Annotated in this window: 18 protein-coding genes and 1 tRNA gene; 12 read left to right on the forward strand and 7 right to left on the reverse strand. The window is 58.2% G+C overall.

Annotation, left to right across the window (positions count from 1 at the left end; all coding sequences use genetic code 11):
* Nucleotides 1-5 precede the first annotated feature (5 nt).
* The 5 genes from queA (at nt 6) to ABXH05_RS12220 (ending at nt 3,820) form a co-directional block, all read left to right on the forward strand.
* Entirely contained in the window at nt 6-1,085 is a 1,080-nt protein-coding gene (gene queA, locus ABXH05_RS12200) for a tRNA preQ1(34) S-adenosylmethionine ribosyltransferase-isomerase QueA (RefSeq protein ID WP_353561245.1), read from the forward strand.
* On the forward strand, nt 1,082-2,221 hold the full coding sequence (gene tgt, locus ABXH05_RS12205) for a tRNA guanosine(34) transglycosylase Tgt (protein ID WP_353561246.1): 1,140 nt from the start codon (nt 1,082-1,084) through the stop codon (nt 2,219-2,221). The genes queA and tgt overlap by 4 nt, the downstream gene beginning before the upstream one ends.
* Before the next feature lie 137 nt (nt 2,222-2,358).
* Nucleotides 2,359-2,434, forward strand: a tRNA-Lys gene (locus ABXH05_RS12210).
* Between the two features lie 94 nt (nt 2,435-2,528).
* Nucleotides 2,529-2,861, forward strand: coding sequence for a DUF2834 domain-containing protein (locus tag ABXH05_RS12215; RefSeq protein ID WP_353561247.1), 333 nt, complete (start codon nt 2,529-2,531; stop codon nt 2,859-2,861).
* A gap of 68 nt (nt 2,862-2,929) precedes the next feature.
* Nucleotides 2,930-3,820, forward strand: a complete 891-nt coding sequence (locus ABXH05_RS12220) for a tetratricopeptide repeat protein (protein WP_353561248.1) — start codon at nt 2,930-2,932, stop codon at nt 3,818-3,820.
* Nucleotides 3,821-3,896: 76 nt separating this feature from the next.
* On the opposite strand, the gene ABXH05_RS12225 is transcribed toward ABXH05_RS12220, so the two are convergent.
* Nucleotides 3,897-4,304, reverse strand: coding sequence for a DUF4332 domain-containing protein (locus tag ABXH05_RS12225; protein WP_348140455.1), 408 nt, complete (start codon nt 4,302-4,304; stop codon nt 3,897-3,899).
* A 208-nt stretch (nt 4,305-4,512) separates the two neighbouring features.
* Between ABXH05_RS12225 and ABXH05_RS12230 the strand changes: the two genes are divergently transcribed.
* The 4 genes from ABXH05_RS12230 (at nt 4,513) to ABXH05_RS12245 (ending at nt 9,634) form a co-directional block, all read left to right on the forward strand.
* Nucleotides 4,513-5,184, forward strand: a complete 672-nt coding sequence (locus ABXH05_RS12230; protein ID WP_353561249.1) for a DUF1007 family protein — start codon at nt 4,513-4,515, stop codon at nt 5,182-5,184.
* Nucleotides 5,174-6,283 carry a nickel/cobalt transporter gene (locus tag ABXH05_RS12235; protein WP_353561250.1) on the forward strand — a complete coding sequence of 370 codons (1,110 nt, stop codon included), beginning with the start codon at nt 5,174-5,176 and terminating at the stop codon, nt 6,281-6,283. The genes ABXH05_RS12230 and ABXH05_RS12235 overlap by 11 nt, the downstream gene beginning before the upstream one ends.
* A gap of 116 nt (nt 6,284-6,399) precedes the next feature.
* On the forward strand, nt 6,400-8,517 hold the full coding sequence (locus tag ABXH05_RS12240) for a glycoside hydrolase family 2 protein (RefSeq protein ID WP_353561251.1): 2,118 nt from the start codon (nt 6,400-6,402) through the stop codon (nt 8,515-8,517).
* Nucleotides 8,518-8,524: 7 nt separating this feature from the next.
* Nucleotides 8,525-9,634 (forward strand): S-(hydroxymethyl)glutathione dehydrogenase/class III alcohol dehydrogenase, encoded by a 1,110-nt coding sequence (locus ABXH05_RS12245; protein ID WP_353561252.1) that lies wholly within the window; start codon nt 8,525-8,527, stop codon nt 9,632-9,634.
* Between the two features lie 56 nt (nt 9,635-9,690).
* Here the strand turns inward: ABXH05_RS12245 and ABXH05_RS12250 are convergent, their stop codons facing one another.
* The 5 genes from ABXH05_RS12250 to ABXH05_RS12270 form a co-directional block, all read right to left on the reverse strand.
* Entirely contained in the window at nt 9,691-11,100 is a 1,410-nt protein-coding gene (locus ABXH05_RS12250) for an aldehyde dehydrogenase family protein (RefSeq protein ID WP_353561253.1), read from the reverse strand.
* A 91-nt stretch (nt 11,101-11,191) separates the two neighbouring features.
* Nucleotides 11,192-12,712 carry an AbgT family transporter gene (locus ABXH05_RS12255; protein WP_353561254.1) on the reverse strand — a complete coding sequence of 507 codons (1,521 nt, stop codon included), beginning with the start codon at nt 12,710-12,712 and terminating at the stop codon, nt 11,192-11,194.
* A 60-nt stretch (nt 12,713-12,772) separates the two neighbouring features.
* Entirely contained in the window at nt 12,773-13,567 is a 795-nt protein-coding gene (locus ABXH05_RS12260; RefSeq protein ID WP_353562396.1) for an iron chelate uptake ABC transporter family permease subunit, read from the reverse strand.
* Entirely contained in the window at nt 13,557-14,339 is a 783-nt protein-coding gene (locus ABXH05_RS12265; RefSeq protein ID WP_353561255.1) for an ATP-binding cassette domain-containing protein, read from the reverse strand. The genes ABXH05_RS12260 and ABXH05_RS12265 overlap by 11 nt, the downstream gene beginning before the upstream one ends.
* Nucleotides 14,336-14,824, reverse strand: a complete 489-nt coding sequence (locus ABXH05_RS12270) for a Fur family transcriptional regulator (RefSeq protein ID WP_348140437.1) — start codon at nt 14,822-14,824, stop codon at nt 14,336-14,338. Before ABXH05_RS12270 ends, ABXH05_RS12265 begins: the two co-directional genes overlap by 4 nt.
* A 69-nt stretch (nt 14,825-14,893) precedes the next feature.
* Between ABXH05_RS12270 and ABXH05_RS12275 the strand changes: the two genes are divergently transcribed.
* Complete coding sequence (locus ABXH05_RS12275; RefSeq protein ID WP_353561256.1) at nt 14,894-16,048, forward strand: zinc ABC transporter substrate-binding protein; 1,155 nt, start codon at nt 14,894-14,896, stop codon at nt 16,046-16,048.
* Nucleotides 16,049-16,061: 13 nt separating this feature from the next.
* On the opposite strand, the gene ABXH05_RS12280 is transcribed toward ABXH05_RS12275, so the two are convergent.
* Entirely contained in the window at nt 16,062-16,985 is a 924-nt protein-coding gene (locus ABXH05_RS12280) for a nickel/cobalt transporter (protein WP_353561257.1), read from the reverse strand.
* Nucleotides 16,986-17,064: 79 nt separating this feature from the next.
* On the opposite strand from ABXH05_RS12280, the gene ABXH05_RS12285 reads away from it, so the two are divergent.
* Both ABXH05_RS12285 and ABXH05_RS12290 read left to right on the forward strand, forming a co-directional pair.
* Entirely contained in the window at nt 17,065-17,721 is a 657-nt protein-coding gene (locus ABXH05_RS12285; protein ID WP_353561258.1) for a TetR family transcriptional regulator, read from the forward strand.
* A 134-nt stretch (nt 17,722-17,855) separates the two neighbouring features.
* Nucleotides 17,856-18,524, forward strand: coding sequence for a glutathione S-transferase family protein (locus ABXH05_RS12290; RefSeq protein WP_353561259.1), 669 nt, complete (start codon nt 17,856-17,858; stop codon nt 18,522-18,524).
* Nucleotides 18,525-18,624 lie beyond the last annotated feature (100 nt).

An 18,624-nucleotide genomic window follows, 5' to 3' on the forward strand; every position in this document is an offset into this window, starting at 1 on the left:
CGGATATGACCGACAGCCTCGATGCCTATGACTTTACGTTACCCGAAGAGCTTATTGCGCTGCGTCCCGCCCAACCGCGAGACGCAGCGCGATTGCTTGTGGTCAATGCTGCCAAGCCAGGCTCCATCGCAGACGCAGGTGTGCTGGAGCTTGCTGATTTTCTGAAATCCGGTGACGTACTCGTGGCCAATGATACCCGCGTGATACATGCCCGGCTGCGTGGCATACGACACCGGGGCGATGCTGAGGCGCATATTGAGCTGCTTCTGCACAAGCCGATGCCGGATCCGGGTCATTGGCAGGCCTTTGCGCGCCCCGCCAAACGCCTTAAACCCGGCGAAACCGTTGAGTGCGTAGAAGGCCTCAAGGCGCACATTGTAAGCCGAGACGGCGGCGAGGTTGTGGTCCGGCTGGAAGCCGCCGGACAAACACTTGATGAAGCGATTGCCTCTGCCGGTGAAATGCCTCTGCCTCCTTACATTGAAGGCAAGCGCAAGGCCGACGCGCGGGATGAAGAAGATTACCAGACCGTTTTTGCGCAGGCCGACGGATCCGTGGCCGCCCCAACGGCAGGACTTCATTTCACGGATCGCGTCCTTCAGTCCCTCGCAGACAAGGGCATCTCGCAGGAAGCCGTCACATTGCATGTGGGGGCGGGCACCTTTCTGCCAGTCAAATCCGACACCCTGGCGGGCCACAAGATGCATTCGGAGTGGGGCGAGGTCACGGAAGAAACTGCGCAACGGTTGAACGAGGCCCGCCGCGCTGGTGGTCGCATCATTGCTGTTGGCACCACATCCATGCGGCTACTTGAAAGCGCTGTTGATGAAAATGGGGTCTTTCATTCGTTTCAGGCAGAGACGGATATTTTCATCAAGCCGGGCCATCGCTTCCGTGCGGTGGACGTGTTGATGACCAATTTTCATCTACCACGCTCGACGCTGTTTGTGCTGGTGTCAGCATTTGCCGGCGTTACAACCATGCGGCAAGCCTATAAGCACGCAATCGACACGGGCTACCGTTTCTATTCCTATGGCGATAGCAGCCTGCTTTTCCCTAATTCTCAGGACAACGCCGCGACATGACGAGCTTTGACTTTCACCTTGATGCGACCGATGGCGAAGCACGGACAGGCCGAATAGAAACGCCGCGCGGCACCATTCGCACGCCAGCGTTTATGCCCGTCGGCACGGCCGGGACGGTCAAAGCGATGACGACAGACACCGTGAAATCAACCGGTGCAGATATCGTTCTGGGCAACACTTATCATCTGATGCTTCGTCCGGGTGCGGAGGAAGTCGCGGCTCTTGGCGGGCTCCACAAGTTCATGAACTGGGACAAACCCATTCTGACGGACTCGGGTGGGTTTCAGGTCTGGTCCCTCGCCAAACTGCGCAAGATGACCGATGAGGGTGTAACTTTTCAAAGCCACATCGATGGCTCAACACATTCGCTGACGCCGGAACGCTCAATCGAAATCCAGTGTCTGCTGGGCGCGGACATTCAGATGATTCTGGATGAATGCACTGACTATCCTGCGACCCGCGAACAGGCCCAATCCAGCATGGATCTAACCACGCGATGGGCGAAACGCTCCAAGCAGGCCTTTGCAGATCAACCTCACCGTAAGGAAGGTCAGGCGCTGTTCGGCATCGTGCAGGGCTCGACGTATCCAGATCTGCGCCTGCAACATGCTGAGGCTCTGGTGGATATCGGTTTTCACGGCTATGCCCTTGGGGGGCTGTCGGTGGGGGAAGAGCAGGGCGCCATGCTGGAAACGGTCGAAGCCGTCGCTCCGGCGCTGCCAAAACAGCAGCCTCGTTACCTCATGGGCGTCGGCACGCCGGAGGATCTGGTGGAGGCCGTTCGGCGGGGCATTGATATGTTCGACTGCGTGATGCCGACGCGGTCTGGCCGCCATGGGCAGGCGTTTACGCGCCACGGGCGGGTTGCCCTTAAAAATGCCCGGCATGGCGCTGATCCTCGGCCGCTGGACGCGGACAGTCCCTGCGAGGCCTCGAATCTCTATTCGCGGGCCTACCTCCACCACCTTTACAAAAGCGGTGAGTATCTGGCCGCCATGCTCATCACCTGGAACAACGTGGCCTACTATCAGTGGTTAATGGCGCAGATGCGCGCCGCGATTGCCGAGGGCCGGTTTGAGGCGTTTGTGACCGATTTTTATGCCCAACGCGAAGCAGGCGACATAGACCCCATTTAGGGACCCATTTGGGCCAGCATTTGAGCAGCCCAGACCCGACAAAATGGCGCGGAATTGCAGGTTGACCGCAGCGCTTTGCGCCCCTAGTTTCCCGCCACACATGCACGCCGGGCCTTGCAACCCGCAGAGCACTAAGTGGGCCCGTAGCTCAGCTGGTAGAGCGGCTGACTTTTAATCAGTAGGTCACAGGTTCGAACCCTGTCGGGCTCACCACTCTCTCTTTTCCAAGACACGCCAAAATAGACAGCCCCCCTTTGGGGATGCCGCTATGCTGGAGAACTATGGAAATGGGCGAGGGGACATCTCAATGACAAAACGGACTTTTGAATTCTTGGTTCTGGCGGCAGGGCTCGGTTTCACCTTGGCCTTTGCGGTTATCGTGGTCCCCCCCTTGTTCGAATCCGGCGACATCATTGGTGCGTTTGGTGCGGGGTTTGTGAATCCCTATGCCTCGGGCTACTCGCTGGACACTATCCTGTGCGGCGTCATTCTCGCGATCTGGGTCCTGTATGAGCGCAGTGCCCACGGGATTGCCCATGGCTGGATTGTTCTGCCACTCATTCTTGTGCCCGGTGTCGCCACGGCCTTTGCGCTTTACCTTGTTATCAGAACCCGAAGCGGGGCTGTATCGAACGCCTGACGGCGGCTTTAAGCTGTGCTTTAGTTTCAACATACGAGCAATTCCTCTCGAAACTCGGAGCTTAGTCTGTGCGTAACCTGTTGACCTGGATCGGGACCATCGGATTTCTCGGCGCTGTGGGCTATTTCGCGCCAACATTTGCACCGACCTTCCTTCAGTCCACGCTTTTCGAGCAAGGCAACTCTGAGCAGAACCAAGCCTTTGAGGACTGTCGGTCCGGCGACACGGCCCGGCAAATCGAAGGGTGTGGCTGGCTGATCGAAAATCGGGACGGTCTAAGCAACGAAGATTTGTCGATGGCATTCCACAATCGCGGGCAGGGGCATTCAGAGACCGACAACCACGAACAGGCGTTTGCGGACTATGATGAGGCCATTCGTCTGGAACCGGACGATTACATCACATACTACGTGCGTGGATTTCTTCATCAGTACCGGGAGGACTATGAGGCAGCCGTTGCCGACTACACGCTGGCGCTGGAGCTGGAAACAGAGGACCCGGACGTTTATCGGGATCGGGCCTTAGCGCTTTACTATGTGGGCAAATACGAAGAAAGCCTGCCGGACCTCTATGCCGCGCTGAAGATTGACCCAAACCATGCAGAGACACTCAACTCGTTGGCATGGACGCTGTTGTCGTTGGGACGACCGGAACAGGCGCTGCCTGTATCCGCAAAGTCGCTTGAGGAAGACGGGGAGAAATCCGCCAACTCGCTTGATACCTATGCACACATCATGGCGGAGCTTGGTCGGCAACAAGAAGCGTTGGAGTATTTTGTAAAAGCAGCCCGCATGGGTGACACCTACTATGTGCGGCAGATACAGCAGGCCCTGTCAGCCAAAGGCTTTATGTCCTCGCCGCCTGATGGCGTCATGACCGGACGAACGCGCGAAGCGCTCAAGGCCTGCATCGCCCAGAACTGTCAATTGCAGCTGACAGAGCCCGACACGGGCAGCTGATTTCGGGTCTTAGATTTAGTCACAGAAAAGGCCGGGCTCCGCATTGGAACCCGGCCTTTTGCATAGCGTTCAGGAATTAGTGGCTGACGCCGGGCTCCATGCCTTTGGCCTGGTCGATCCATTTGGTAACCATGGACTCACTGGGCACCTGACGTGTGAGGCTCTTTTCGTCGTTGGTCTTTTGGAGCGCTTCAGCCAGGTTGGCTGCATTGCGGTGCTTCAGCTCTTTGACGGTGTCCACGCCAGCAGCTTCCAGAAGCTCGGCGTACTCACCGCCGATGCCTGAAATACGCATCAGGTCTGAGTGGTTGACCCATTTCAGGATCAGTTTTTCAGAGATGTCGGTTTTTGCCGCAATCTCGCCGCGGCCCTTTTTTCCGCCACCGGCTTCCAGCAGATCGCCGGTTGTGGTGATGTTGGCTGTGGCAAGTTTTTCAGCATAGGCAGGACCTACACCTTCTATGTCTTCAATCGGATAGCTCACGGGTATTCTTCCTTCCTCAGGGGTCAATCAGCCCCGTTCGATCAGGGACTTGGTAATACTTTGCAGCGAGTTTACGGCGATTCCAAGCCCGCAGGAGCAGCAAGTTGGATATCAAATCTGACATGATGTCAGCCTCGGTTTTGCCCCGTTTTAGGGGCATACTCATTCATCTGATTTGTCGGAGTCGGCACAATTGAGGCTGCTTATCGTGAAACGCATTCACCTTGCCATCTGGGCCATGCTGGCGGCTCTTGCCATCGGCGCGCCTTCCGCGACCGCGCATCCGCATGTCTGGATCGACATGACCGTTTCATCCGTGTTCGGGGATGAGGGCAAGCTCACAGGCTTCACCCATGTCTGGGCGTTTGATGAGTTCTATACGGTGTTTCAGCTTGAAGGGTTTGAGCTGTCATCAGGCGACAAGCCCAGCCAGGAGCAGTTAGACAAATATGCCGTCGAGATGACCGACAGCATTGCCCAGTTTGGTTATCTGATGCGGATAGAGGGCAGGGACGGTCGCCTTGATGTGGACGCCGGCAACCAAAGCGCCCGGGTGCGACCGGACCAGCGGCTTGAGCTTACCTTTACCGTTGATCTCAAACAGCCCGTGGATGCCACAGACTGGCCGGTCAGGTATTCAGTGTATGATCCTGACTATTACATTGAGATGCTGCACGAAAAGGGCACTGGCGTGCTTATGACAGGCAACCCGCCGGCGACCTGCACCATGGATGTGGACCGCCCGTCGCCGACCTTTGAGATGATCAGCCTTGCAGCCTCTCTGGACAGAATGGACCAGGGACCGGATACACTCGGTGCTGCCTTTGCTGAAAATGTCACCATTGATTGCCGCCCTGAAGAGGCCCGTAGTGCTGAGTAGATTGATCCGGCCCGCTGGCGTATTGCTGGCCTTTGCACTTGCATTCAGTGTCATCCTCAGCCTGCCGTGGGCGTCCCATGCGTCCGCTCAGCTTGGCGTGGAGCGCCAGGAAACGGCTCCGGTGGAAACGGCTGAAACACCCGTCAATACTGAAGTAGAAGCATCATTCCTCACGCGAACGATTCTATATATTCAAAGCGAGCAGCAACGTTTGCACCGCAGCCTCGCCGGGGCCATTCGGACCTTGAAGGATGAAGGCTCAGCGAGTGCGGCGTGGGCCCTCATCGCGCTGTCTTTTCTCTATGGGGTGTTTCATGCGGCAGGCCCTGGCCATGGCAAGGCGGTCTTGTCCACCTATCTTGTCACGCAGCCTACTGCTCTCAAGCGAAGCCTTCTGCTGGCAGCAGCCTCATCCTTTATGCAGGGCGTGACCGCCATCGTGGTTGTGACCGTCATCATTGCCATCTTCGGTCTGGCACTCAGAACCTCGGGCGTCATTGTTCAATGGCTTGAAGCTGCAAGCTTTGCGCTGGTGGCAGTGGTCGGGCTCTGGCTCGTGTGGAGGTCAGCCAAAGCGCTGGCACCGCGGTTTGGGTTCAGCCTTGGGGCACCGGGTCACCATCATCATGACCACGCACATGGTCATGCTCACAGCCATGACCATCATCACGATCACGATCACGATCACGATCATGAGCACGGGCCGGACTGCGGACATACACATTTCCCGACGCCCGAAGAGAGCATGAATGCCGGGTCGCTTAGGGAAATGGTGGGGATTGTTCTGTCGATTGGTATCCGCCCATGTTCCGGCGCCATTCTGGTTCTGGTTTTTGCTCAAGTGCTCGGGATGACTTTTGCCGGCATTGCAGCCGTTCTTGCCATGTCAGCAGGCACAGCCATTGCGGTCGCGCTGATCGCGCTTGCCGCCGTTGGCCTGCGGGACGGTGCCTGGGCGCTGACCCGGCTTGACGATGCGCGCGTGGAAGTCGCGGTTCATAGCCTTGCGGTTCTTGGTGGGATGCTCCTGCTGGTCATGGGCACGCTCTTTGCCATTGCCAGCGCAACACAACCCAGCGGTGCAATGCTGGGTATTTGACCCTCGACGGTTCTTCGGGCACACGCTTCTACAGGCATTGTCGGACTTGAAAGCGCTCAGCATCGCTGACCTCAGGTCGCGCCAATCGCGCGGGTGGCTTTTGGGGGGAACCACACATGTTTTCAAAATGGGCAAAACGAATTGTTGCTGCGGCGTTTGTGCTTGCAGTCGGATGGTGGCTGTTCTCCGGGGAAGACGACGAACGGCTTTTTGCATCGGCTCTGACTGAGGCCGACTACCTGCAACCGACCCCGCTGATCGTCAATCCGCGTGGCCGAGACACCGTCAGCCTTAATGGCCCGTGGAACATAATCATCGACCCGCAAGATCGCGGGCTGCCTACACGCGCATTGGGTCTCACGCTGCCTGGCTTCTTCGAAAACCTTCAGGACACCGGCCCCATGGAGCTGGTGGAATACAGGTTTGACGAGTCGGAGAAACTGCAAGTGCCCGGCGACTGGAACACCCAGCGCGAGGATCTGTTCTGGTACAAGGAACGCGTCTGGTATCAGCGCTACTTTGATGTAGCCAGGCAAGACACCCAGTCTTACCACCTGTATTTTGGTGCCGCTCACTATGAGGCACACGTCGCCGTGAATGGGGTTTACGCGGGAACCCACAAGGGCGGTTTCACGCCTTTCAATCTCGATGTGACCGACCTTTTGGTAGACGGGCAAAACAGCGTCGTTGTTTCGGTAAGTTCGAAACTGAACCATGGGACCGTGCCAACCGCCAACACGGACTGGTTCAACTATGGTGGCCTGACGCGTGACGTCATGCTGGTAAGCACGCCGAGCATTTTCATTCAGGACTATGAGGTGACTTTGCTGGATGAGGTCACGAAGGACATTCGTGTAGCCATTGACCTCAACCAGCCCCTGCGGGATGTGCCTGTAAGCGTCAAAATCGCCGAGCTGAATGCAGATATCAGCATGACAACGGATCGCGATGGCCATGCGGAAGCGCGCCTTACTGCGCCAAACGCAATGCTGTGGTCCCCGGAAACCCCTAACCTGTACGACGTGACGCTGGAGACCGGAGGGGCAGAAATCCAGGACCGGATTGGACTTCGCACCATTCGTGTGGAGGGCGACCGGATCCTGCTCAACGGTCAACCCGTTTTCCTGCGCGGTATGTCAGCACATGAAGAAACCACGACCCGGTACGGTCGCAATGCAACACCGGATGACGGCAAGGCGGTCCTTTCGTTGATCAAGGAATTGGGTGGCAACTACGTCAGGCTCGCGCACTATCCGCACAACGCCCATACCGTCAAACTGGCGGACGAGATGGGGCTGATGGTTTGGTCAGAGATACCTGTCTATTGGGACGTGGACTGGCATGATACCGGCAGCCTCGCGGATGCCCGGAACCAGTTGGAAGAGATGATCACACGGGACCGCAACCGGGCCTCAGTGATCACGTGGTCGATCGGGAATGAAACACCGAATTCTGACGCACGCCTTTCATTCATGGAAAATCTCGCGGACCATGCCAGGGCCGTGGACAGCACCCGGCCGGTGTCAGCGGCGCTGGTGGGCGATGAGGTTGGCCAGCAACTCGGACAGGCCATTGCGGTTCGGGCCCTGACGTCTGACGACACACCGGAAGCGACAAAACAGGCCATCCGGGAATTCCTGGGACCTCTCAACAGCTGGCTGCTGGATCAAGCACTCGCGTGGGAGATCATCGATCCACAAGCGCCGATCATTATTGAGCTGGAAGACCCACTGGGCGACAGCGTCGATATTGTCGGCATCAATGAATATATCGGCTGGTACTACGCCGCCTTCCTTTCGCCAGTGTTCGATATTCCGGAGGCAGAACTGCGAGAGCAGATGTTTGAGCTGACGCCCAACATCACCCTCCGCAATGCATACGGAAAGCCGCTCGTCATCAGTGAAACAGGGGCTGGCGCCGTGGCTGGCCGACGCGACGCGGACATGTCCATCTGGTCTGAGGATTATCAGGCCAAGGTCTATGAACGGCAGATCGAAATGCTTCAGAATTCTGACCAACTGGCGGGCCTGTCGCCATGGATCATCAAGGATTTCAGATCCGCCATGCGACCGCTGAATGGTGTTCAGGACTTCTGGAACCGCAAAGGCCTTGTCTCCGAAACGGGTGAGCGCAAAGCCGCCTTTCATGTGCTAAAGGCTTATTATCAGGGTTTGGCTGCATCCGAAGCTGCACAGTCAGAACCGCCGCAAAACGCTAACGACGAACTGGAATAATCCAACTATGAAAACCCGTGCCGCCCTGGCTGTTGAGGCCGGACGACCGCTAGAAATTGTTGAGGCTGATCTGGAAGGCCCGCGCGAGGGCGAAGTGCTGGTGGAAATCATGGCCACCGGGATATGCCACACCGATGAATTCACGCTGTCCGGCAAGGACCCGGAAGGGATCTTCCCATCCATTCTGGGCCATGAGGGTGCCGGCATTGTGCGCGAAATCGGGCCGGGTGTGACGTCACTTGGGGTCGATGATCACGTTATTCCGCTGTACACGCCGGAGTGTGGTGAGTGCGACTACTGCCTGAACCCGAAGACAAACCTCTGCCAGAAGATCCGCACGACGCAGGGGCAGGGATTGATGCCGGATGGGACCAGTCGGTTCTCAGTCAACGGCAAGCCGGTGCATCACTATATGGGCACGTCCACATTCTCGAATTTTACCGTGGTGCCGGCGATCGCCCTTGCGAAGGTGCGCAAGGATGCGCCGTTCGACAAGATTTGCTACATCGGCTGTGGCGTCACCACAGGCATTGGTGCGGTCATTCATACGGCCAAGGTGGAAGAGGGCTCCGTTGCCATCGTCTTCGGCCTCGGCGGCATCGGGCTTAACGTGCTGCAGGGCCTGCGCATGGTTGGCGCCAAGATGATCGTCGGCGTTGACCTCAATGATGATCGCGAAGCCTGGGGCCGCAAGTTCGGCATGACGCATTTCGTAAATCCGTCAAAGGTATCCGGTGACCTGACGGCACATCTCATTGAGCTGACGGGCGGCGGCGGCGACTACACCTTTGAGTGCATCGGCAATACGGACGTCATGCGCGTGGCGCTTGAAAGCGCGCATAAGGGCTGGGGACAATCCATCATTATTGGTGTTGCGCCAGCTGGTGCCGAGATTTCCACGCGGCCCTTTCAGCTGGTGACCGGGCGTCACTGGCGTGGTTCCGCCTTTGGCGGGGCGCGTGGCCGGTCAGACGTTCCTCAGATTGTGGACTGGTACATGGACGGCAAGATCGAGATCGACCCCATGATCACGCACACCTTGTCGTTGGAAGAGATCAACAAGGGCTTTGATCTGATGCATGCAGGCGAGAGCATCCGTAGCGTGGTCGTCTATTAAAAAAAGGCCGCTGCGGGTGCAGCGGCCTTTTCCAATTCCGGATTCAGATCAGGTGCTTAGCGCGCCATGTTGATGATCTTGAGTTGGGTGAATTCCTCAAGGCCATCGGCGCCGAGCTCAGCGCCGACACCTGACATCTTGGAACCACCAAACGGGATCATCGGGTCCAGTTCGGCGTGCTTGTTCACCCAGATGGTACCGGCGTCCATCTTGTCAGCCAGTGCGTAGGCACGGTCTGTGTCCTTGGCCCAAACGGAGCCGCCAAGTCCATAAGGCGACGCATTGGCGCGGGCGACCGCATCATCGGCATCAGAGTATTTGATGACCGGGAGAACCGGGCCGAACTGCTCCTCATCCACAAGGCGCGTGCCGTCTTCGATGTCGCGCACAATGGTCGGGCGGATGAAATAGCCTTTTTGATCAGGCGTCGTGCCACCGGCAATGATGTTGCCGGAGTCACGGGCGTCTTCGATCAGGTCTTTGACCTTGTCGTACTGCATCTTGTTCTGGAGTGGCCCAAGCTGGGTGCCCTGTTCCAGACCGTCACCGATGATGGCTTCCTCAGCCAGCTTGGCAAGCTCGGCACACATCTCATCATAGATGCTTTCATGCACATACAGACGCTTCATGGCGATGCAGACCTGACCGGAATTCTGGAATGCGGACTGGAAGAGCTGTGGTGCGGCTTCCTTGGGGTCCACATCATCCAGCACGATACCGGCATCGTTGCCGCCGAGTTCCAGTGTCACGCGCTTCAAGAGTTTGGCTGCTCCTTCCATCACCTTGGCACCGGTTGCAGTTGAGCCTGTGAATGACACCTTGCGAATGTCAGGATGGGCCGTCAGCGGCGCACCCAGATCGTTTGCATCCGTGATGACGTTCACAACACCAGCAGGCACGATCTCTTTGAGGAGGCCGGCGAGCTTGAGTGTGGTGAGCGGCGTAGTCGGGGCTGGCTTCAGCACAAGCGTGTTACCGGCAAGCAGCGCTGGTGGCAGCTTGAACGCCATGAGGATCATCGGGAAGTTCCACGGCACGATGGCGCCGATGACACCCAGCGGTTTGCGGTGGGCCTCAACCCGGCGGCCTTCATTGTCGTCCAGCACTTTGACCGGCATATCCAGCGTTGCGAAGTAACGCATAAAGGCAACTGTGCCGAGCACTTCACCGGTTGCATCCGGCAGGGGCTTACCCTGTTCCTGGGTCAGCAGACGGGCAAAGTCTTCGGCTTCCGCTTCAATAGCATTGGCGATGGCATTGATGACGGTGCGGCGCTGCTCAATCGGTGTGGCTGCCCACGCCGGGAATGCGGCTTTTGCAGCGGCTACCGCGTCATTGAGTTGCCCTTCGGAGGCACGGGGTGCCTTGGTAATCACGCCTTCGGTGGCTGGATTGACAACATCCATCGTGCTGTCGCCGTCCACCAGATTGCCGCCAATCAGCAGCTTGTATGCCTGTTCCGCCATGTTTCCGTCTCCCTAGAATGTGCCGCAGGCTGATGCCTGCCGTTTTCTTTGAGGAAACAGTAACGCGTAATTGCAATACGCAAAGTGTTTTTTAGAACGTGCTTGAAATACCTGGCCCCAAAGGTAGACCAAGCGCCAGCCAGCCGACGAAAAACACCGTCGAGGCAACCCCAAACGCAATGGCGAATGGCAGCATGGTGGCCACCAGTGTGCCGATGCCAAAGTTGGGATCGTAGCGTTTTCCGACAATCAGGATGAGCGGGAAATAGGGCAGCAGCGGCGTGATCATGTTGGTGGAACTGTCGCCGATACGGTAGGCGGCCTGCGTCGCTTCTGGCGACAGGCCCAGCAGCATGAGCATTGGGACAAAGATCGGCGCCAGAAATGCCCATTTGGCCGATGCACTGCCGACCAGAATGTTGATCGTTGCCGCCAGAAGAATGAGCGATACCAGAAGCGGGGACCCCTCAAACCCGATGGAGCGCAAAGTATCCGCACCCACGACAGCCGAGATGATGCCAAGGTTGGACCAGCTGAACATGGCGATGAAGTGGGCTGCGATGAATGCGAGCACGATGTAGACGCCAAGGTCAGACATGGCATCTGCCATCATCCGCACCACGTCCTTGTCTGATGCAATCACCCGTGTCGTCACGCCATAGGCAATGCCCGCGACGAGGAATGCGATGAACATCAGCGAAACAAGGCTGCGCATCAAAGGCAGGAAGCTGCCGTCCTCACCGCGCAAGGGAAAGCCCGGTGCCCATGCCAGCGCCGCCACGCCAGCCGCCAGCACCACAACAGAGAGCAGGGCGGCCTGAATGCCCCGACGCTCGACGGCTGAGACATCACCATCGACAGCGGGGACGGGTGTTTCCGTCGGTTCCCATTTGGGCAGACGGGGTTCGACAATTTTGTCGGTCACCCAGGTGCCGACAATGACGAAGAGCGGCACCAGACCGAGCATCAGATAATAGTTTGCGGTTACTTCAACGACGTAGTCCGCGACCACCAGGCGAGCTGCTTCCTGGGTGATGCCCGCCAAAAGGGGATCAAGGGGTGTTAGGATGAGATTGGAACTGAAGCCACCGGCCACACCTGCAAAACCTGCCGCGAGGCCTGCCACCGGGTGCCTTCCGGCCCCCATGAAAATAGCCGCACCTAGAGGTATGAGCACCACATAGCCCGCGTCAGCCGCCAGCGACGACATGATGCCTGCAAAGACGAGAGCAGCTGTGATGAGGCGCGGAGACACCCCGGAAACCAGCGACCGCAGAGCAACGGTGAGGAACCCCGTTTTCTCCGCAACACCAACGCCCAGCATGACAAGCAGCACGTAGCCCAACGGAGCAAAGCTCGTGAATGTCTTGGGCATTTCCACCAGCAGCCGCTGGATCTGATCGGCGGCAAGAAGACTCTTGGCCTCCACAACGTCGCCGGTGCCGGGGTGAGGCACTGCGACACCGGCTGCGGCTGCAATGACGGACGCAATGACCACCAGCACGATCATCAAGGCGAACAGTGTTACCGGATCGGGCAGGGCGTTGCCGGTGCGTTCCACACCATCGAGGAAACGCGTGAGCATGCTGCGGCGTGGGGCGGTCTGCGTCATGGTGGTGATCCCCTCAGATCAACTGTGACCGGCACTTTGGATGCCGAATCTCAGACCAGTTTAACCCCGCTTGGGGCCAAGGGGCAGCAGGCTTAGGGAGAAGATCAACGCAGCCGCAATAACGATGGATGGGCCAGACGGCGTGTCGAGGTAGAGCGACATGAAAAGTCCGCCGACAGCAGCGGCAATAGCCAGGCCTATAGCGGCCAGCGCCATTTGTTCCGGTGAGCTTGAAAGCCTGCGCGCTGCGGCTGCTGGAATGATCAGGAGGGCTGTTACGAGCAGCACACCAACGACTTTCATGGCGACGGCGATTACGACTGCCAGAAGCAGAACCAAGGCAAGGCGATAGCGGGCAGGGTTGATGCCTTCGGCCGCGGCCAGTTCTTCATCCATTGTTGCAGCAACAAGCTTGCGCCAGATGAAAGCCAGTGCCGCCAGCACGGCAAATGCGAGACCAAAAATGACGGCGAGGTCGGCGACGGATACCGAGAGCACGTCGCCAAAAAGATAGGCCGTCAGGTCGACACGTAGGCTCGGGCTCAGCGCGATGACGATGACGCCCAGCGCCAGCGACGAGTGAGCGAGAATGCCCAGCAATGTATCCAGAGCAAGGCCCGTGTGCCGCTCCATGGCAAGTAAGATGAGCGCGACGGAAATGGTGACGGCGGCAACGCCAATTGTGAGGTCTATACCCAGTGTGATGCCAAGGCCGATGCCCAGCAAAGCCGCATGGGCCGTCGTGTCCCCGAAATAGGCCATGCGCCGCCAGACGACAAAGCAGCCCAGCGGGCCCGCCATTGCGGCCACCCCCACGGCAGCCAATACGGCACGCACAAAAAAATCATCCAGCATGGGTGTGCTCTTTGTGGGAATGGCCGTCGTGGCTGTGGTCATGAGCGACATCGCCGCCGATGTCATGCTCGTGGTCATGGCGGTGTTCATAGAACGCCAGAGCGTCGGCAGCCTTTGGGCCAAACAGGCGCACATATTCAGAATGCTGTGACACTTCGTGTGGCTGCCCGGTGCAGCACACATGGCCGTTCAGGCAAATGACCTTGTCAGTTGCGGCCATGACCACGTGCAGATCATGGGACACCATCAACACACCGCAGCCGCGGTCCGTACGCAGGCGTTGAATCAGTTCATAGAGCGCCAGTTCGCCAGCGTGATCGACGCCAGCCACAGGTTCATCAAGCACGAGTATGTGCGGATCCTGAATGAGCGCGCGCGCCAGAAGCACGCGCCGAAACTCGCCACCGGACAACGTATGGACGGAGCTGTCCACGAGGTGGGCGACGCCGGTTTCCTCCAGCGCGGCCAGAATTTTGGCGCGAGGCCGGGCGAACGTGGACGTCAACAAACGCGATACGCGCACAGGCATCATCGGGTTGAGAGTCAGGCGCTGGGGAACATAGCCGATGGTGAGGCCCGGCTTGCGGGTCACAGTGCCGGATGACAGGTGCTGGATTCCCAGCAATGCGCGCACAAGGGTTGTCTTGCCGCCGCCATTGGGGCCGATGATTGTGACAATCTCGCCGGCATCAACACTGAGGTTGATGTTGTGCAGCAATGTGCGCTCCCCGATGACAACGGAGGCTGCATTGGCAGAAAGAAGGTGCGTCATGCGGCGCCCCGGGCGGCGCAAGTGCCACACTGGCCGGTGACTTCCACTGTGGTTTGCTCTGTCACAAAGCCCGTGTCTTTCGCCGCCTTGGAAATGGCGCGGCCGATGCCGGGGGCTTCGAACTCAGCCACCTGCGTGCAGTCACGACAGATCATGATCATCGGCTTGTGGGCATGGTCCGCGTGCGGGCAGGCCATGAAGGCATTGAGGCTTTCAATCTTGTGGGCCAATCCATGGCTTACGAGAAAATCGAGTGCACGGTAGATGACCGCAGGCGCCGGACGGCGGCCACGCCAGTCAATCTGCTCCATGATGTCATAAGCGCCCTGTGCACGATGACTATCCAACAGCACTTCCAACACGGCCTGCCGGTCAGGCGTCAAACGCGCCTTGCTCGCGGCCAGGTGCCGTTGCGCATTGGCCAGCGCATCCTTGCGGCAGGCATCATGGTTGTGCGTTTTGGTGGGGAAAAGCGAATGGGTCATGGGTGCATCTTGCCATGTTTGTAATTGTTATACTATAACATATTGAAACGTGATCAGGAGAGCACCCCCATGAGCCATCTTGCCCGGACTTCCAATCTTGCGCTGCGCCTTGTTACAGGTGCCAGTCTCGGCATGCTTGCCTTTACAGGACAGGCCGCCGCCCAGGCAAATGTCGTGGCTACAATTCCCGCGGTTCATTCTGTCGTCAGCGGTGTGATGGGCACGACGGCGACGCCTCATTTGCTGGTGAGCGGTGCGGCCTCTCCTCATACCTACAGTCTCAAGCCATCCAATGCCCAGGCGCTTGCCGATTCTCAGCTTGTGGTCTGGGTGGGTCCGCAGATGGAAGCGTTTCTTGATGGTGAATTGAAAACACTGGCACCGGACGCAAGTGTCGTGACCATGCTGTCCCTGGATGATGCGGTTACGCATTCCATCCGCGTTGGTGGTCTGTGGGATGCCCATGACCACTCGGCCCATGGTGGACATGACGACCATGGTGATGAACATCACGGTGAAGAAGAACACTCGGACCACAAGGGCCATGATGAGCACGCGGGTCATGACGACCACGATCATGACAAACATGCGCATGACGAACACGCGCATGATGACCATGACGATCACAAGGACCATGCCAAGCACGACGATCACACCAGCCACGACGAACATGCCAGTCACGACGAACATGCTCATGAAGATGATGCAGATGTTGATGCGCATATGTGGCTCGACCCGCGAAACGCCATCGTTCTGAGCGCGGCAGTTAAAGGCGAGCTGGCTCGCATCGACCCGGACAATGCAGCGACCTACGAACAGAACCACGCTGCGCAGGTTGCAATGCTGGAAGCCCTCGACACAGAAGTGGCCGGCTCACTTGAAGCAGTAGCAGATGTGCCATTCATCGTGTTTCACGATGCGTACCAGTATCTGGAAGCGCGTTACGAGCTGAGCAGCGTTGGCTCAATCACCGTGTCACCGGAAGTCGCGCCGGGTGCTGCGCGTGTCCGTGCCATGAAAGAACGCATTCAGGAGCGCAACGCGCACTGTGTATTTGCGGAACCTCAGTTCAAGCCGAGCATTCTGGAAGCCGTCATTGAAGGCACCGATGCCAAGTCCGGTGTTCTTGATCCAGTGGGTGCTGATATTGAGCCAGGCCCGCAAATGTACCCGCAACTGGTGCGCAAGCTGGCGGCAGACCTGACGGCGTGCCTGGGCTCTTAGGAGCCATCAACTGTCAAAGAAGGGCAGCCGTTCCATAAAACAGGGCAGCACCCACAAGGATGACTAGTACTCCGCCGACAGCGCTCATGCTGTTGAGCGTGAGGCTGGCCTCAGCCGAGACAGAGCCGCGGGTCCAGATGGTCAGAACGCCGACACCGGCAAGGGTTAGAGCCATGCCGATGGAAATGGCGACGACAGTCAGTAGCCCCAGCATCCAGGCACCGCTGGCCAGAGCAAACAGGACCGCAATCAAAGCGCCTGTGCACGGCACAGCGCCAACAGCAAGGGAGAGCAGACCGCGTTCACGCAGCGAGCCGGAACTTGGGTGATGATGGTGGGTCTCATCGGCCGCATGATCGTGCCCGCAGGTGGACTGCGCAGCAGCCGTTCCGCCCGGCCAGGGAAGGTCTATGCCGTGAGGAGCCAGCAGCAGTACGACAGCTCGGTACAGCATCAATGCGCCCGCCGCCATGATGAGGCCGTAGCTGACAAGTTTGACGGCTGTAAATGCCGGCCCAGACGCGTCAATCACGCCGCCAAGCAGGATGGCAGCAAAAACGGCTATTGCGGCGGCGGAGCCAACATGAAGTGCGGCAATCTCGCCTGCCATCCGGAACGCTTCACGCACCGGCGCGGAGCGGCCCGCGAAGTAGCCGGCTACGACCAGCTTGCCGTGTCCTGGACCAATGGCGTGAACCGCGCCATAGGAAAATCCAAGCCCCAGGGGGAGGAGGGCTGCGGTTGTAAACTGGCCGGACTGTGCCGCTGCCTCGGCGCCTGCGAGGGCCTGAATGAGGTAGCTATGGAGCTTTTCGACCTGATAGATCATTTCGTCCATCAAGGAGAATTCGGCATACATGCCGACGCACGACGTGCAGGCAGATGCTGTGTCCGGCAGCGATACCAGACATGCAGCAATAGCTGACAAAACATACATTACGAAGCGTGATTGGCGTAAAATCATGAGGTAGAGTATGACTATCAATGAACCCAATGTCCCACATTAATTTGGCCCCATGAGCAGCAGTTCTCTAGACCCAACAGCGAAGCCCGCGCCCAAGGGAAACACCAAGATCAAGCTCATTCGCGCTGCCGAACGGCTGTTTGCTGAAAATGGTCTCGGGGCAGTTTCCGTGCGCGACATCACGCGCGCGGCTGGGGCACGTAATGAGTCGGCGCTGCATTATCATTTCGGCAGCAAGGAAGCGCTCATTCGCGCGGTCTTCGCTGACCGGATCCGCGACATCGACAGCAAGCGACTGGCGCTTATTGCAGACATTGACCGCTCCGGCTCTACTCAGGATGTTCGGCTGCTGATGGAAGTGACCATCGCTCCGATGCTGGAAGCCTGTCTTGATGAAGGAGGTCGGCTCTACGCGACATTCCTCATGCAGATTACCGCTGATCCGCGCTTTGATGTTGACCGGCTGATGGACGATCTGGCACCGGAAGGCGCTCGGGAAGTAACCAGCAGGCTGCGGCGCATGCTGCCGGACCTGCCCGAAGAGACGCGTGCAACCCGTCTGCGGCGGCTGGCCACCATGACGATTTCCATCATGGCCGACCACGCCCGCGAAGTGGCGAACGGAACAGCGCCCGATCTTGATTGGGCCATTGCTGAAGCAGGCACAAGCATCGCCAGCTACCTTACCGGCAAGCCCGGCTCAGTCTGACCCCAACCGACTGAACATCATGCGGCCATGGTCCGGATCATTTCCGGACCGCATAGGTCCAAAATCTTTCACTGCAAAATCGGGTGCCAGAGCTTCATGTGCATCCTTCTGAAATTCATTGATGAGGTTTGACAATGGCATTGGTTATTTACGGCATGGGTCCGTCACCCTTCGTGCGCAAGGTACGGGTTGCCTTTGTTGAAAAGGGAATGGACTACACGCTCGAGAATGTGAACATCTTTCCAGCGCCAGACTGGTTCAAGGAAATCAGCCCGCTAAAGCGCATTCCGGTGCTCCGTGACACGGACCGTCCGGAACCGAACACCATTCCGGATTCCTCTGCCATCTGCGCTTACGCGGAACAGGTCCAGCCCACACCGTCGCTATACCCTTCGGAGGGTTTTGAGCGCGGTCGCGCTGCGTGGATTGAGGAATATGCGGACACGGAGATGGCCGGGGTAGTTGGCCTGGGCGTATTCAGACCCGTCGCTCTGGCGGCCTTGATGGGCAAGGACATTGACGCAGCCACGGCGGAAAAAACCATGGCGGAGCGGATGCCTGCCATCTTTGACTTTCTTGAAGCTGAACTTGGCGATGACGACTATCTTGTCGGCAACAGTTTCTCGATTGCCGACATCTCGGTTGCAACGCAGTTTGTGAATCTCCAGCATGCAGGCTTCAAGCCGGATGCAGCGCAATGGCCCAAGCTGGCAGCCTATGTGGCCCGCATACATGACCGCCCCAGTTTCAAGGCGCTGATTGAAGAAGAAGCGGCGCTGTTTGCAAAAACCCGCGCGGCCTAATCCAAAAATGGGTGGAGTGCCTGGCCCCAATGCCTCTGGCACTCCCTCATTTAGCTGCCCATTGGCGTTCGCTTCCCCCTGTGGCTAACCTGTCTGTCAA

It is taken from the genome of Pyruvatibacter sp. HU-CL02332 (assembly GCF_040362765.1).
Classification (GTDB): domain Bacteria; phylum Pseudomonadota; class Alphaproteobacteria; order CGMCC-115125; family CGMCC-115125; genus Pyruvatibacter.